Source organism: Streptomyces atratus (assembly GCF_900119365.1).
Classification (GTDB): domain Bacteria; phylum Actinomycetota; class Actinomycetes; order Streptomycetales; family Streptomycetaceae; genus Streptomyces; species Streptomyces atratus_B.
Genome location: NZ_FPJO01000003.1, coordinates 140,449 through 155,030, shown reverse-complemented (window position 1 = coordinate 155,030; position 14,582 = coordinate 140,449). Strand labels below are relative to the sequence as shown.

Genomic DNA, 14,582 nt, shown 5'->3' with positions numbered 1-14,582 from the left:
GACAAGGTCCCAGAACCCTCGGCCGGCACGATGCGGCGACCAGGCACCCAGCCGCCACTGCGCCTCACACCTTCCAGGGGCCGGCCGTCGGCCACGGGACCTGCAAAAGAACCGGATCGGTGGTCGTGCGCAGGAACGGAACCCGCTCAGCGGTGTCCAGCCGAGGGTCTGCGGACAGAATCGCCTGCTGCAGCATTTGCAGCTCTCGTGAGGGGTCCAGTCCAAGCTCGGTCACGAGCGACTGCCGCAGCTGGTTGAACACCTTCAGCGCCTGCGGACGTCTGCCACAACGGTAGAGTGCGAGCATCAGCTGACGGTGAAATCCTTCGTGCTGCGGACGCTGCGACGCCAGCCCGCTCAGTTCGCTCAGCACCTCATGATGGCGTCCCAGTTCGAGTTCCGCTTCGATTCTGGTTTCCTGGACCCCGATACGGCTCTCTTCCAGCCTGACAATCTCGGCCTCAAGGTGTATCCCACGCCGAACATTTGCCAGGGGCGGCGCTGCAAAAATATGGAGCGCGGCACGAAACTGCTCGACAGCAGCCGCGCTGTCGCCTGCTTGAAAGGCTTGCTGGCCGACCAGGCGATGCCGTTCATAGCGCTGCAGGTCCACGTTCTCCGATGGGACACGGAATTCATAGCCGTTCGGCGTGGTGACCAGGATATTCTTCGGGGATTCACCTGGACGGATCTTCATCAACAGCTGCCGCAACTGGAACACGTACGTCTGCAACGCACTGAGCGCGCTCCGAGGAGGCTGCTCGGCCCACAGCTCTTCGATCAGTACATCCGTGCTGACCATTCTGTTTGCGTTGACCAGTAACAAGGCAAGGACCTGCCTGGCCTTGGGGGCACTCGGTGTCCGGCGCTCATCGCCGACCTTCAGCGCCACATGCCCGAGAACTTCGACGTCCACAGCTCTTTCCCCCCGTTGCTCTTGGAATTTACCGCACAGCAGGAAGCGAGACGATTTCGCATATAAGTCCTTGGTCAGTTGACACGTGTGTGTCTCACGCGGCCGTGCACGACGCATGAAACCTGCTCGCATTACCGGCCGCTGAGGCGCCATCGCCGCAGCGCGACACAAAGGCGCAACCTCTGCATATGCCCGAACGTATCCGTACGGTAATTTCTGGGTCAAGGGCTCAGGAAGCGAAACCGGCCACGCCGCGACCCTGCATTCCACTTCCCCTTCGACGCCCCCAGGAGCCTCTCCGCGCCTGCACTCGAGAGTGTGACACCCGCCGCGCCACCTATCCCTTCCCTCTCGTAAGGGTAGAGTCCAGCGCCGGTGTGAGCCCTCCCCGCGCCGGGCGCGCGACGGCGTGTGCCGCGGACGTGCGCCGCGCCCCGGCGGCGCCTACCGCCGAACCTCGTGCGCGTCCTGCGGCCGCCGTCGATCAGGGAAAGGTCTGCCTTGACTCCGCTCCCGACAAGCAACGTCGGGCCAGGTCAGAGCCATGCCGCTCATGCAGCATCCCGCACCTGCCGCCGAGGGGAGGCGTGATGGCGGGTCAGTTCAGGAACATGACGCAGCTTGTCCGATTACAGATGCAACAGCCAGTCGCACGCGTCCACATGGCGTGGGTCGTGGGCTGCGACCGCGAATCGCACACCTTCTGCCACGTCGAGCCGGCAGGACCGGATTCATCAATCGTGAGCCGGAAAATGCGCAGAGGGCCCTCCGGAAGCAGTCTGCTCACTTGCCGCCCGAGCTCGGACATCCGCATTCATCCGGTCACGCAGCGTGGCGGCAAAGTCCTCGGCCATCGCCAGTCGCGCGCGCAGGGTCTCGCACCGCGCGTCGGCCACCTTGCGGTACGCGTCAAGTCGCTCACGAAGTCGCTCGCGCTCCAGAGGCGCGGGCGGATCATCCTGGGCGCCGAGCCGGTCAGTGATCTCCAGCAGATCACGCATCTCCTCGAGGGAGAAATCCAGCGGCTTCATGCGCCGAATCACCATGAGTCGACTGACGTCGGCCTCTGTATAGAGACGGAAGCCGCCCTTGCTGCGGGCGGAGGGGACGATGAGGCCGACCTCTTCGTAGTGCCGGATCGTGCGCAACGACAATCCGGTCCGCTCCGCGACCTCGCCGATCTGCATGTGCCGCTCTTGCGCCATACCGCCCCGGATCCCCTCTACCGCCCCGCCAACCTGCACACGCGCGAACCGCACCAGGGTAGCCGCAGACGAGAGTGACACGGACGTTCAGAGTCCACAGCTCACCCCGCCGATCACGGTGAGCTGGGAAACGGTCTTGAAGTGCCTGGGAACGCTGCCCCAGCTAGCGGTATTAAAGCCCAGGCCAGGGCAATTGTGTCGGTTGGCCACAGAGCAAGTGCCGATCAGGAAATATCCTGATCGGCACTTTGCGTTGCGCCCCGAGCGAGGAGTCCCTGTGATCCGCACACACACGGCCGCCACCCGGGACGAGTCGTTCGCGCGCCCCGGGTTCGACGCCTCGGAGTGGGCGACGGTCGGGGTTCCCGGGCACTGGGTGCTCCTCTGAACGGCACGGACGGGCGCGACTGGCCCGCGGAGTTCCTCGCGGCCGACATGGCTCTGCTCGGCGACGGGCTGCCGGGGCTGGCCTCGTCGTCGCGCGCCTGGCTGGCGCTGCCGCAGAGCTGCACCGGGCGGGACGAGTTCACCGGCCCCACCGTGGTGGACATCGCCATGGGGCCGACCGGACTCGACCTCGGGTCGGACTACGAGCGGGAGGACCGCGCGGCGCTGACCCGTGCGCTGGTGGAGGTCACCAACGGGGTCATCCGCGACTTCGGCTGCTCCGGCACGTACCGGACGCCGCGCACCCTGCCCGCCCCGATGGAGCGGAAGCAGACGGATGCCGCCGCCTTCTGCGGCGTCAAGGGCTTCACCCTTCCCGAGGCGCACCGCAAGGATCTGGCCCGCGCGCGCGTCGGTGGCGACGGCGGGCCCGCCCGGGTCTGCGAGGCCGGCGGCTCCTACAACCCCGCCGTGCGGCTGACGACGGTGACGGACGCGGCGCTGTCCGAGGTCTTCTCCTCGGGCACGCTCAGGACCGGTCTGCCCGTCAAGGGTTCCAAGGGCTCCGGCTCCATCGACGGAACCAGGGCCGTCTACCGGGCGAGCTGCCAGACCGGTCCGGTGGTCTTCGTGGTGGAGCAGCTGGACCACACGGAGCACTCGGCCGCAGGCCTCGCCCGCGAGCTGCTGCCCGGCTATGTCGCCGCCGAGGCCGAGCGCGTCGGCTGCGGTCCGGAGAAGGTGACGCTGCCGGGCTCCTGACGGCGCCCGGCCTGCGACCGGCGATACTTTGCGGACACCCCGGGCGACAGAGCGAGGAGCCGGCACGATGAGTACCGCCGCAGTGGTCGGCGTTCCCCGGTGAGGGGGCGTGCGAAGCCCCCGTCGGCGCCGCTGCCGCAGCGGGACGGGATCGACCCGGTCCGGCTGCGGCTCCCCGAGGATCCGGACGCGGCGTGGCCGACGGTGCGTGATCATCTGCTGGCGCGGTTCGCGGGGGCGATCGGCGCGCGGCGGGTGGACGCCATGTTCGCCGAGGGCCGGTTCGTCTCCGTGCGGGGCCCGGTGTCCGCCGACGAGCCGTACGAAGCGGGCCGGTACATCTGGTTCCACCGGGATTTCGCGCCGGAGGACCCGGTGCCGTTCCCGGTCGGTGTGGTCCACCGCGACGAGCATCTCGTCGTCGCCGACAAGCCGCACTTCCTGGCGACGACGCCGCGCGGCCGGCACATCACCGAGACCGCGGTGGCCCGGCTGCGCCGTGAGCTGGAGCTGCCTCAGTTGCAGCCGGCGCACCGGCTGGACCGGCTGACGGCGGGCCTCGTCCTGTTCGTCGTACGGCCCGGGGAGCGGGGCGCGTACCAGACGATGTTCCGGGACCGCCTGGTGCGCAAGGAGTACGAGGCGGTGGCGCCGTACGATCCCGCGCCGGCCTTCCCGCGTACCGTGCGCAGCCGGATCGTGAAGGAACGCGGGGTGATCGCCGCCCGTGAGGAGCCGGGCGAGCCGAACAGCGAGAGCCGGATCGAGCTGCTGGAGCACCGGGAGGGGCTCGGCCGCTACCGGCTGCTGCCCGCCACCGGGCGGACCCATCAGCTGCGGGTCCATATGAACGCCCTGGGGCTGCCGCTCGTCCACGATCCGGTCTATCCGGTGGTCGAGGCGGAAGGAGCGCCGGACGACTTCACGCGCCCGCTCCAACTCCTCGCCCGGGCGCTGGAGTTCGCCGATCCGGTCACGGGTGAGCCGCGCCGCTTCGAGAGCGGGCTGCGGCTCTCCGCGTGGCCGGACCGGTGAGCGTCCGCGGTTCTCAGTGACCGCGGGCGATCCACTCGTCCAGGTGCGGGGCCTCCACGCCGATGGTGGTGGAGTCGCCGTGGCCGGTACGGACGGTGGTCTCCGGCGGGAGCGCGAGCAGCCGGTCCCTGATCGACGCGACAATGGTCGGGAAGTGGGAGAAGGACCGTCCGGTGGCGCCGGGCCCGCCCTGGAAGAGCGTGTCCCCGGTGAAGACGGTGGCCTGCCCGGGGGCGTACAGGCAGACGGCGCCCGGGGCGTGGCCGGGGGTGTGCAGGACCTTGAGCGTCGTCCCGGCGATCTCCAGCTCCTGGCCGTCGGCCAGTTCGCCGTCCGGGAGGCGGTCCGGGTGCGTCTGCTTCCACAGCGGCAGGTCGTCGGGGTGCAGCAGGATCGGCGCGCCGGTCGCGTCGGCCAGGGCGGGGGCCGCGTCGATGTGGTCGTTGTGCGCGTGCGTGCAGACGATGGCGCGCAGCGTACGGCCGTTCAGCGCGGCCTCGATGGCGGCGGCGTCATGGGCGGCGTCGATGACGATCGCCTCGGTGTCGTCGCCGACGATCCAGACGTTGTTGTCGACGTCCCACTCCCCGCCGTCGAGGGCGAAGGTGCCGGAGGTGACGAGATGGTCGATACGGGCGGCCATCAGAGGACCACCACCGAGCGCAGCACGTCGCCGTCGTGCATCCGGGCGAAGGCCTGCTCGACGTCGCCCAGTCCGATGGTCTCGGTGACGAACGCGCCGAGGTCGATCCGCCCCTGCTGGTGCAGGTCGACGAGCATCGGGAAGTCGCGCGAGGGCAGGCAGTCGCCGTACCAGGAGGACTTGAGCGAGCCGCCGCGCCCGAAGACGTCGATGAGCGGCAGTTCCAGCTGCATCTCCGGGGTGGGGACGCCGACCAGGACGACGGTCCCGGCGAGGTCGCGGGCGTAGAAGGCCTGCTTGTACGTCTCGGGGCGGCCGACCGCCTCGATGACGACGTCCGCGCCGTTGCCGCCGGTGAGGGAGCGGATCGCCTCGACCGGGTCGGTGGAGCGGGAGTTGACGGTGTGCGTGGCGCCCATCGTCTTCGCCGTCTCCAGCTTGCGGTCGTCGATGTCCACGGCGATGATCTTCGCCGCGCCGGCCAGCCGGGCACCGGCGATCGCCGCGTCACCGACACCGCCGCAGCCGATCACGGCGACCGAGTCGCCGCGGCCGACCTGTCCGGTGTTGATGGCGGCGCCGATGCCCGCCATCACGCCGCAGCCGAGCAGCCCGGCGACGGCCGGGGAGACCTCCGGGTCGACCTTGGTGCACTGACCGGCGGCGACCAGGGTCTTCTCGGCGAAGGCGCCGATGCCGAGGGCCGGCGACAGCTCCGTGCCGTCGAGCAGGGTCATCTTCTGCTTCGCGTTGTGGGTGTCGAAGCAGTACCAGGGGCGGCCGCGCAGACACGCGCGGCACTGCCCGCACACGGCACGCCAGTTGAGGATGACGAAGTCGCCGGGCTCGACGTCCGTGACGCCCTCGCCGACGGACTCCACCACGCCCGAGGCCTCGTGGCCGAGCAGGAAGGGGAACTCGTCGTTGATCCCGCCCTGCTTGTAGTGGAGGTCGGTGTGGCAGACGCCGCACGCCTGGATCTTCACCACGGCCTCGCCGGGGCCCGGGTCCGGGATCACGATCGTCTCGATCCGTACCGGCTCGTTCTTCCCCGGTGCGATGACCCCTTGCACCTGCTGCGACATACCGTGGTCTCCCTGTTTCCGTCTCTTTGTGAAGATCGAACACGAACAACCGTACGCCCCGTGAGGGTGTCACGGCGGCGCGCCGCGTTGGCGCGAAGCGGCCGCCGTCCCCCGGTGGGATGTACCGCTTTCGGTCAGATGATGCACCCTGCTGAACTCCGGCGGTTTCCAGGCCGTCCTTCGATGCACAGGGGCCGCCGAATCAGTACCTGCGGGGGCAGGGGTCGCGTGGTCCAACAGCAGTGGAATTACGGATCATGGGGGAAGTGCCTTGACCGAGATCGCCGAGACCACGGAGAAGATCAGTCAGCGGACCGACGAGCCGGGACCGGGTCCCGAAGCGGCCGCGCTCGGGGCGCCGGTCGGCGGACTCGTCCCGTTCACCGACGCGTTGCCCGTCCCGCCGGTGCTCCGCCCGCAGAGCGGTGATGTGCTCCGCGAGACCGAGATCGCCCTGTCACCCACCTGGGTGCGACTGCACGCGCAGCTGCCGCCGACGCTGATGTGGGGGTACAACGGCACGGTGCCGGGGCCGACCATCGAGGTGCGGCGCGGGGAGCGGATCAGGATCGCCTGGACCAACCGCATCCCCAAGGGCAGCGAATACCCGGTCACGGCGGTGGAGGTCGGCCCGGTCAAGCAGGACGAGCCGGCACCGCACAACCGCCCCGGACGCGACGGCGTCGAGCCGAACGCGGACGTCGCCGCGCTGCCCGCCTGGACGGTGACGCATCTGCACGGCGCGCAGACCGGTGGCGGCAACGACGGCTGGGCGGACAACGCGGTCGGCTTCGGCGACGCGCAGCTGTCGGAGTACCCGAACGACCACCAGGCCACGCAGTGGTGGTACCACGACCACGCGATGAACATCACCCGGTGGAACGTGTACGCCGGGCTCGTCGGCACCTATCTGATCAGGGACGACGAGGAGGACGCGCTCAATCTGCCGTCCGGCGACCGGGAGTTGCCACTGATCCTCGCCGACCGCAACCTGGACACCGACGCGGACGGCCGGCTCAACGGGCGGCTGCTGCACAAGACGACGGTGATCACCGAGGCCGATCCGGAGACCGGGAAGCCGGTGTCGCTGCCGTTCTTCGGCCCGTACACCACGGTCAACGGCCGCATCTGGCCGCATCTGGACGTGGACGACGCCTGGTACCGCTTCCGGCTCGTCAACGCCTCCAACGCCCGGATCTACGATCTGGTGCTGGTCGACGAGGACAACAACCCGGTGCCGGGCGTGATCCGGCAGATCGGCAGTGACGGCGGGCTGTTGCCGCGCCCGGTGCCGGTCGACTTCGACGAGGTGCTGCCGCAGCTGACGATCGCCCCGGCCGAGCGGATGGACCTGCTGATCGACTTCTCGGCACTGGCCGGGCGCCGGGTCCGGCTGGTCAACCGCGGCAGGCTGGCGCCGGGGGTGCCGGACCTGTCGGCGAACGTGCCGTTCCCGCAGGTGATGGAGTTCCGGGTACGGGAGACGGGGCAGCGGGACGGTTTCGAGCTGCCCGAGGTGCTGTCCGGTTCGTTCCGGCGGTACGAGCACGGCCGACTGGAGCACGGGCACCGGCTCGTGGTGCTGACGGTGCCGGGCACGGTCGGCGGCGGCGGTCACCCGGAGATCTGGGAGATGGCGGAAGTCGAGGACGCCGCCGAGGTGCAGGTGCCTTCGGACGGTGTCATCCAGGTCCGGGGCGAGGACGGCACGGTGCGTACGTACCGCAGGATCTCGCGGACCTTCAACGACGGCCTCGGCTTCACGGTGGGCGAAGGCAGCTACGAGCAGTGGTCGTTCCTCAACCTGGGCGGTCCGACGCATCCGATGCACATCCATCTGGCGGACTTCCAGGTGATGGGCCGGGAGGCGTACAAGCTCGACGGCTTCGATCCGGCGGTCGGCGGAACCCGATCCCCCGTGGCGTTCGACCACGGCACCACGATCCCGACGGCACCGAACGAGCAGGGCTGGAAGGACGTCTTCCGGGTGCCCGCGGGGCAGTTGGTGAAGGTGCTCGGGAGGTTCGACGGGGCGTACGGGCGGTTCATGTACCACTGCCATCTGCTGGAGCACGAGGACATGGGCATGATGCGGCCGTTCGTCGTGATGCCGCCCGAGGCGGTGAAGTTCGACCACGGCGCCGGGCACGGCGGCCACCACGGTCACAGCGGCTGACCGGCCGGACGGCCGGACCGGCGGCCCCCGCGGGATCGTTCCGCGGGGGCCGCCTCGTGTCCGCGGCCTCAGGGCGCGAGGACGTCCAGTTCGTGCAGGGCGCCCACCGCGATCTCCTTCGTGAGCCGCTCCGCCGCCGCGGCGTCGCCCTCGCGGACCGCCTCGGCGAGCCGGACGTGGAGGGTGACCGCGGCCGGGTCCGGGTCCTCGAACATCACCTGGTGGTGGGTGCGGCCCGCCAGGACCTCGGCGACGACGTCGCCGAGCCGCGCGAACATCTCGTTGCCGGAGGCGTTGAGCACGATCCGGTGGAACGCGATGTCGTGCTCCAGATAGCCCTCCAGCTGCTGGCCGCGCGAGGTGGCGACCATGCCGAGCGCGCACTCGGTGAGGGCCGCGCACTGCTCCGGAGTGGCGTTGCGGGCGGCGAGACCGGCCGCGACGGGTTCGATCGCCGACCTCAGCACGGTCAGGGAGCGCAGCTGGCGCGGGCGGTCGGCGCCGGCCAGCCGCCACCGGATGACCTGCGGGTCGTACACGTTCCACGCCTCGGTCGGCCGCACGGTGACGCCGACCCGGCGCCGGGACTCGACCAGGTGCATGGACTCCAGGACGCGGATCACCTCGCGTACGACGGTGCGCGAGACGTCGAAGCGCTGGGCCAGCTCATCGGTGCGCAGGACCTGTCCCGGCGGATGCTCCCCGGCGGCGATCTCCAGACCCAGGGTGTCCAGCACATGTGTATGCAGCCCAGGGCCCTGTGTGGTCATGAGCACAGCCTACGGGGCACCCCTCAGGAACAAAAAGTACGACGTTTACGTCACAGAATCTTGAATAAGTCGTACGTATAGGTTTCAGTAGCGCGACGGACCGATGTCGAGGAAGACATCGAAGAGGACTGCGAGGCAGCACCAATGAGCACCCCCCACGTCGTCGTGGTGATGGGCGTAGCAGGGACCGGCAAGACCACGATCGGCCCCCTGCTCGCCGCCGAACTCGGCGTTCCGTACGCAGAGGGCGACGACTTCCATCCCGCGGCGAACATCGCCAAGATGTCGGCCGGCACCCCGCTGGACGACTCCGACCGGTGGCCCTGGCTCGATGCGATCGGCCGGTGGGCGCACGGCCGGGCGGGGCTCGGAGGAGTGGTGAGCAGCTCGGCGCTCAAGCGGTCCTACCGCGACCGGCTGCGCGCCGAGGCACCCGGTGCGGTCTTCCTCCATCTGACCGGCGACCGGGCCCTGATCGAGCACCGCATGGCGGAGCGCAAGGGGCACTTCATGCCCACCGCGCTGCTCGACTCGCAGTTCGCCACCCTGCAGCCGCTGCGGGAGGACGAGGCCGGAGTCTCGGTCGACGTGTCCGGCACCCCCGAAGAAATCACCCAGCGAGCCGTCGCCGCGCTGCGCCGGCTCGAAAACTAAGGATCACCACCGTGACCAGTCTCAGCGTCGAGATGTTGGCAGCGGACGCCGTCGAACCGATCACTTCGGCAGGCAACGCGCAGTTGGGTATCGCAGTCCTGGCGGGCATCGCCGTCATCGTTCTGCTCATCACCAAGTTCAAGATGCACGCGTTCCTCGCGCTGACCATCGGCTCACTGGCGCTCGGCTCGTTCGCCGGCGCCGCTCCGGCCAAGACGATCGCCAGCTTCACCGCCGGGCTCGGCTCGACCGTCGCGGGTGTCGGTGTGCTCATCGCGCTCGGCGCGATCCTCGGCAAGCTGCTGGCCGACTCCGGTGGCGCGGACCAGATCGTCGACACCATCCTCGCAAAGGCGAGCCGGCGTTCCATGCCGTGGGCGATGGTCCTGATCGCCTCGATCATCGGCCTGCCGCTCTTCTTCGAGGTCGGCATCGTGCTGCTGATCCCGGTGGTGCTGCTCGTCGCCAAGCGCGGCAACTTCTCCCTGATGCGGATCGGCATCCCGGCGCTGGCCGGTCTCTCCGTGATGCACGGCCTGATCCCGCCGCACCCCGGCCCGCTGGTGGCGATCGACGCCCTCGGCGCCAACCTCGGCGTCACGCTGGCGCTGGGTGTACTGGTCGCGATCCCGACCGTGATCATCGCGGGGCCGGTCTTCTCCCGCTACGCGGCGCGCTGGGTGGACATCGAGGCCCCGGAGAAGATGATTCCGCAGCGTCCCTCGGAGGATCTCGACCGTCGTCCCGGCTTCGGCGCCACCCTCGCGACCATTCTGCTGCCGGTCGTGCTGATGCTGGTCAAGGCCCTGGTCGACATCGTCGTGGACGACCCGGAGCAGGGCCTGCAGAAGGTCACCGATGTGATCGGCTCGCCGCTGATCGCACTCCTCGCGGCCGTCATAGTCGGCATGTTCACGCTGGGCCGGGCGGCCGGTTTCTCCAAGGGCCGGCTCTCCACCACCGTCGAGAAGTCCCTTGCCCCGATCGCCGGTGTGCTGCTGATCGTGGGCGCGGGCGGCGGTTTCAAGCAGACCCTGATCGACGCCGGCGTGGGCCAGATGATCCTGGACTTCTCCGAGGACTGGTCGATACCGGCACTGCTGCTGGGGTGGCTGATCGCCGTGGCGATCCGGCTCGCGACCGGCTCGGCGACCGTGGCCACCATCTCGGCGGCCGGTCTGGTCGCCCCGCTGGCCGCCGACATGTCGACGTCCCACGCCGCGCTGCTGGTCCTCGCCGTCGGAGCGGGCTCGCTCTTCTTCAGCCATGTCAATGACGCCGGGTTCTGGCTGGTGAAGGAGTACTTCGGCATGAGCGTCGGCCAGACGGTGAAGACCTGGTCGGTGATGGAGACCATCATCTCCGTGGTCTCGCTGGCCTTCATCCTGCTGCTGTCGCTGGTCCTCTAGCGCGCGGCCGCCCGCACGGTCCTCCCCCCACAGCGCATGCTGTGACCGTGCCCGATGGCGCTCGACCGACCCGGTGCGCATGCCACGGCGTGCCTCCGGGTCGGCGAGCGCCATTGCCATGTGCCCGGCCAGCACGATGCCGACCGCGAGCGCCGGCCAGTCGTGGACGAAGGTCGCGCTCGTACGCCACACCAGCGGGGCGAGGCCGGTGAACCACATCAGCACCCCGGTGCCCGTCATCACCAGCGTCGCGCCCGCGATCCATGCCGCGTACGGCTTCTGCCCGGCGTTGAACAATACCGGCTGACAACTCGGCCCGGCCGAAGCTCAGTTGGCGGCACCCGCCAGGGTCACGGTACCGGCGCCGCGCCCCGGCGGGCATGTCAGACTTGGCGCCATGTCGAACCGTGAACCCCTCAAGCCCTTTCTGCTCGCCTTCCCCGGACCGCTGCGCGACCGGCTGGTGGGAGCGGTGCTCGCCGGCACGAAGGTGTCGACGACCGGGCTGCTCGCGGAGTACGAGGCGGAGAAGGAGGAGCTGCCTCCGGTGGGTGAGCGGTCCGCGCTGATCGACTCGGACGGCCGGGAGACCGCGGTGCTGGAAGTGACGGAGGTGCGGGTGCTGCGCCTCGGCGACGTCGGCCTCCAGCATGTGATCGACGAGGGCGAGGGCGACGCGTCGGTCGCCGAGTGGCGCGCGGGGCACGAGAGGTTCTGGCACAGCGAGGAGATGCGGGAGGCGCTCGGCGACCCGGGGTTCACCGTCGACGACGACACCATGGTCGTCGCCGAGCGGTTCCGGGTCGTCGAGCTGCTGGACCCCTCCATGGGCACGGACAGCCGGTAGACCGGACGGGCGGCAGGGCCGGCTACCGAGCCCACGGCCGTCGGGCGAGGATCTCGCAGCAGGTCAGCAGGGGCGCGACTCCACCGGGACGGCCGGTGCGGACGAAGGCGATCCAGATGGCGCGCACCGCCCTGCCCAGCTCGTCCACCTCCTCCCAGGTGGTGTCCCCCAGCATCGGGGAGTCCCGCCAGGCGGCCCGGGAGCCGAGGAGCAGCGGCAGTTCCACGCAGTGGGTGGCGCCGTACTCCGATCCGGCCGGGCGCCAGTCCAGCCGGTAGGCGTGCACCCGGGCTCCGGCCCGGACGAGCTGTTGCCCGAGAGCGGTCAGCGGTTCGGTGTACATCCGCCGGGTCGGCTCCGCCGGGTCACCGTTGCCGCCCGTCTCTCCGGGGAAGGCCGACATGTCGTCCGCGTTCCAGCCGTACATGATGTCCAGGCCGCGGACGTGCGGTCCGGGGGCGGCGCCGGCCGTGTCGACGGGGCCGAACGGCGGCTCCAGGGTGGAGGCGGAACGTTCCCGGTGGGCGAGCCCGGTGTCCCGTTGCGCCGCGAGTACGGCCGCCTGGGCGGCGGTACGCGGGCCGGCGCCGGGGGCGTGTACCGCGAGCCGCTCACTGAAGATCCGGCCGAGGGCTTCGGCATCGGCCCGCGACCGGGTGGCGATCGCCAGCGGCGCACTCTGCAGGATCGCGCGGCGGAACAGCCCCCGAGCCTCGGGCAGCTCCATCAGCAGCCGGATGGAGAGCGCCCCGGCGGACTGCCCGAAGACCGTGACATCGGCGGGGTCGCCGCCGTACGCGGCGATGTGCGTCCGCACCCAGCGGAGCGCTTCGAGCTGGTCGTACAGGCCGAGATTGCCCTCGGACACCCCGTCGAGGCAGAGGTATCCGAGTGCGCCGACGCGGTAGTTGACGGCCACCACGACGACATCGCCCTCGGTGGCGAGTGCCCCACCGTCGTACCAGTCCATGAGGCCCGCGCCGCTGCTGAACCCGCCGCCGTGGAACCAGACCATCACCGGCCGCGCCGCGCTGTCGCGGGCGGGTGTGGTGACGGTCAGGTTCAGACAGTCCTCGCCCTGCGGGTGCCGGTCGAGCGGCGGTCCCATCACCGCGTCGAGCCTGGACGGCAGTTGCGGGCAGATCTCGCCGGTGGGCGGGCGGTCGTCGTCACGCACCGGGCGGGGCCGCGCGAAGCGCTCGGCCATGGCGTAGCGGACCGGGCCGGACCGGACCACGGCGGGGCGGGTCATGCGCCGCGCCCGGACAGCGGCTCCACCGGGGCGGCCCGCACCGGTTCCGGCGCCTCTTCGGGTACCAGCCGGAACAGGGCGACCGCGCCGGCCAGGCTGACGGCGCAGATCCCGACGAGGTACCACGTCACCCCGGTCGACGAGCCGCCCGAGTTGAGCAGTGCGGTGGAGATCATGGGAGCGAGTCCGCCGCCCAGGATGGCGCCGCCCTGCAGGATCAACGAGGAGCCGGAGTACCGGACGTTGGCGGGGAAGGTGTCGACGATGATGCTGCCCTGCACGCAGTGGGTGACCGGGATGATGAGGCCCATGCCGAGCAGCGCCACCACGGCGAGGGCGGAGTTGCCGGTGTCGAGGAGCGGGAAGAAGGCGACGCACCAGACGAGGACGGCGGCGGATCCGGCGATGAACATGGTCCGGCGGCCGTGCCGGTCGGCGATCTTCGTCCACACCGGGATGGTCACGAACCACAGGGCCGCCGCGACGGTGACGCTCACGATGAGGAACTGTTTGTCGTAGTCGAGGTGCTGGGAGCCGTAGGACAGCGTGAAGACCATGAACACATAGGCGACGGCCGAGTTCGCGACGACGGCGAGCAGGGTCAGCGCGAGCCGGGGGAAGCCGACCTTCATGGATTCGGCCAGCGGGAACCGGACCACCTGGTCCTGGGCCCGGACACGGTCGAAGGACGGTGACTCGGTCACCCGCAGCCGGATCACCAGCCCCACGGCCACCAGGACGAAGCTGAGCAGGAACGGGATGCGCCAGCCCCACGAGGTGAACGCGTGGTCGCCCATGACCGCGTTGGTGACCAGGAAGATCACATTGGCCAGGACCAGGCCGCCCGGTGTGCCCATCTGCGGGAAGCCCGCGTAGAGGTTCTTCTTGCCCGGTGGCGCGTGTTCCATCGACATGAGGGTCGCTCCGGCCCCTTCGCCGCCGAGCCCGATGCCCTGGACGAGGCGCAGCGTGACCAGGAGGACCGGGGCCCAGAAGCCGATGGATTCGTAGCTCGGGATGGCGCCGATGAGGGTGGAGCCGATCCCCATCAGGACGAGGGAGACCACCAGCGTCGCCTTGCGGCCGATGCGGTCTCCGTAGTGGCCGAAGACCAGACCGCCGAGGGGGCGGGCGATGAAGCCGACGGCGAAGGTGCTGAAGGCGGCCAGGGTGCCGGCGGCGGGGCTGAGCGAGGGGAAGAACTGCTCGTTGAAAATGAGGGCCGCGGCTGTTCCGTAGAGGAAGAAGTCGTACCACTCCAGCGTGGTGCCCGCGAGCGTGGCGAGGGCGGTTCTGCCGGCAGTGGCTCGGGCGCCGCCCGAGGGTTCTTCGTGAGGTGAAGTGTTCACGGGGTGACCTATCACTTGGATGGCGGGCTGTGGGCGGTTCGCCCCGGACAGCCGCTACGACGGCCGGGCTTCACCCGTCGTTAACCGTGGAT

At 69.9% G+C, this 14,582-nt stretch carries 13 protein-coding genes and 1 pseudogene; 6 read left to right on the top strand and 8 right to left on the bottom strand.

The window, feature by feature from the left end; translation table 11 throughout:
* Window positions 1-64 precede the first annotated feature (64 nt).
* Window positions 65-916 (bottom strand): AfsR/SARP family transcriptional regulator, encoded by an 852-nt coding sequence (locus BT364_RS07565; protein WP_072484338.1) that lies wholly within the window; start codon window positions 914-916, stop codon window positions 65-67.
* A 734-nt stretch (window positions 917-1,650) separates the two neighbouring features.
* Window positions 1,651-2,121 carry a MerR family transcriptional regulator gene (locus BT364_RS07560; protein WP_072484581.1) on the bottom strand — a complete coding sequence of 157 codons (471 nt, stop codon included), beginning with the start codon at window positions 2,119-2,121 and terminating at the stop codon, window positions 1,651-1,653.
* A 435-nt stretch (window positions 2,122-2,556) separates the two neighbouring features.
* On the opposite strand from BT364_RS07560, the gene BT364_RS07555 reads away from it, so the two are divergent.
* Window positions 2,557-3,270 (top strand): hypothetical protein, encoded by a 714-nt coding sequence (locus tag BT364_RS07555; RefSeq protein WP_072484337.1) that lies wholly within the window; start codon window positions 2,557-2,559, stop codon window positions 3,268-3,270.
* Between the two features lie 99 nt (window positions 3,271-3,369).
* On the top strand, window positions 3,370-4,305 hold the full coding sequence (locus BT364_RS07550) for a pseudouridine synthase (protein WP_072484336.1): 936 nt from the start codon (window positions 3,370-3,372) through the stop codon (window positions 4,303-4,305).
* A 13-nt stretch (window positions 4,306-4,318) separates the two neighbouring features.
* Here BT364_RS07550 and BT364_RS07545 read toward each other — a convergent pair whose 3' ends face one another.
* Both BT364_RS07545 and BT364_RS07540 read right to left on the bottom strand, forming a co-directional pair.
* Entirely contained in the window at window positions 4,319-4,948 is a 630-nt protein-coding gene (locus tag BT364_RS07545; protein WP_072484335.1) for an MBL fold metallo-hydrolase, read from the bottom strand.
* Window positions 4,948-6,033 carry an S-(hydroxymethyl)mycothiol dehydrogenase gene (locus tag BT364_RS07540; RefSeq protein WP_072484334.1) on the bottom strand — a complete coding sequence of 362 codons (1,086 nt, stop codon included), beginning with the start codon at window positions 6,031-6,033 and terminating at the stop codon, window positions 4,948-4,950. The genes BT364_RS07545 and BT364_RS07540 overlap by 1 nt, the downstream gene beginning before the upstream one ends.
* Before the next feature lie 280 nt (window positions 6,034-6,313).
* On the opposite strand from BT364_RS07540, the gene phsA reads away from it, so the two are divergent.
* Window positions 6,314-8,209, top strand: coding sequence for an O-aminophenol oxidase PhsA (gene phsA / locus BT364_RS07535; RefSeq protein WP_072484580.1), 1,896 nt, complete (start codon window positions 6,314-6,316; stop codon window positions 8,207-8,209).
* A gap of 68 nt (window positions 8,210-8,277) precedes the next feature.
* On the opposite strand, the gene BT364_RS07530 is transcribed toward phsA, so the two are convergent.
* On the bottom strand, window positions 8,278-8,979 hold the full coding sequence (locus BT364_RS07530) for a FadR/GntR family transcriptional regulator (protein WP_072484579.1): 702 nt from the start codon (window positions 8,977-8,979) through the stop codon (window positions 8,278-8,280).
* Between the two features lie 144 nt (window positions 8,980-9,123).
* Here BT364_RS07530 and BT364_RS07525 point away from each other — a divergent pair, with 144 nt between their 5' ends.
* Window positions 9,124-9,633, top strand: a complete 510-nt coding sequence (locus BT364_RS07525) for a gluconokinase (RefSeq protein WP_072484333.1) — start codon at window positions 9,124-9,126, stop codon at window positions 9,631-9,633.
* 11 nt (window positions 9,634-9,644) lie between these two features.
* Complete coding sequence (locus tag BT364_RS07520) at window positions 9,645-11,042, top strand: GntP family permease (RefSeq protein ID WP_072484332.1); 1,398 nt, start codon at window positions 9,645-9,647, stop codon at window positions 11,040-11,042.
* Between the two features lie 21 nt (window positions 11,043-11,063).
* On the opposite strand, the pseudogene BT364_RS42605 reads toward BT364_RS07520, so the two are convergent.
* Window positions 11,064-11,357, bottom strand: a pseudogene (locus BT364_RS42605) (cytochrome b/b6 domain-containing protein); the annotation flags it as partial.
* An 82-nt stretch (window positions 11,358-11,439) separates the two neighbouring features.
* Between BT364_RS42605 and BT364_RS07510 the strand changes: the two are divergent.
* Entirely contained in the window at window positions 11,440-11,889 is a 450-nt protein-coding gene (locus BT364_RS07510; protein WP_072484331.1) for an ASCH domain-containing protein, read from the top strand.
* A gap of 22 nt (window positions 11,890-11,911) precedes the next feature.
* On the opposite strand, the gene BT364_RS07505 is transcribed toward BT364_RS07510, so the two are convergent.
* Entirely contained in the window at window positions 11,912-13,141 is a 1,230-nt protein-coding gene (locus BT364_RS07505) for a carboxylesterase family protein (protein ID WP_072484330.1), read from the bottom strand.
* Window positions 13,138-14,403 carry an MFS transporter gene (locus BT364_RS07500; RefSeq protein WP_371268417.1) on the bottom strand — a complete coding sequence of 422 codons (1,266 nt, stop codon included), beginning with the start codon at window positions 14,401-14,403 and terminating at the stop codon, window positions 13,138-13,140. The genes BT364_RS07505 and BT364_RS07500 overlap by 4 nt, the downstream gene beginning before the upstream one ends.
* Between the last annotated feature and the right edge of the window lie 179 nt (window positions 14,404-14,582).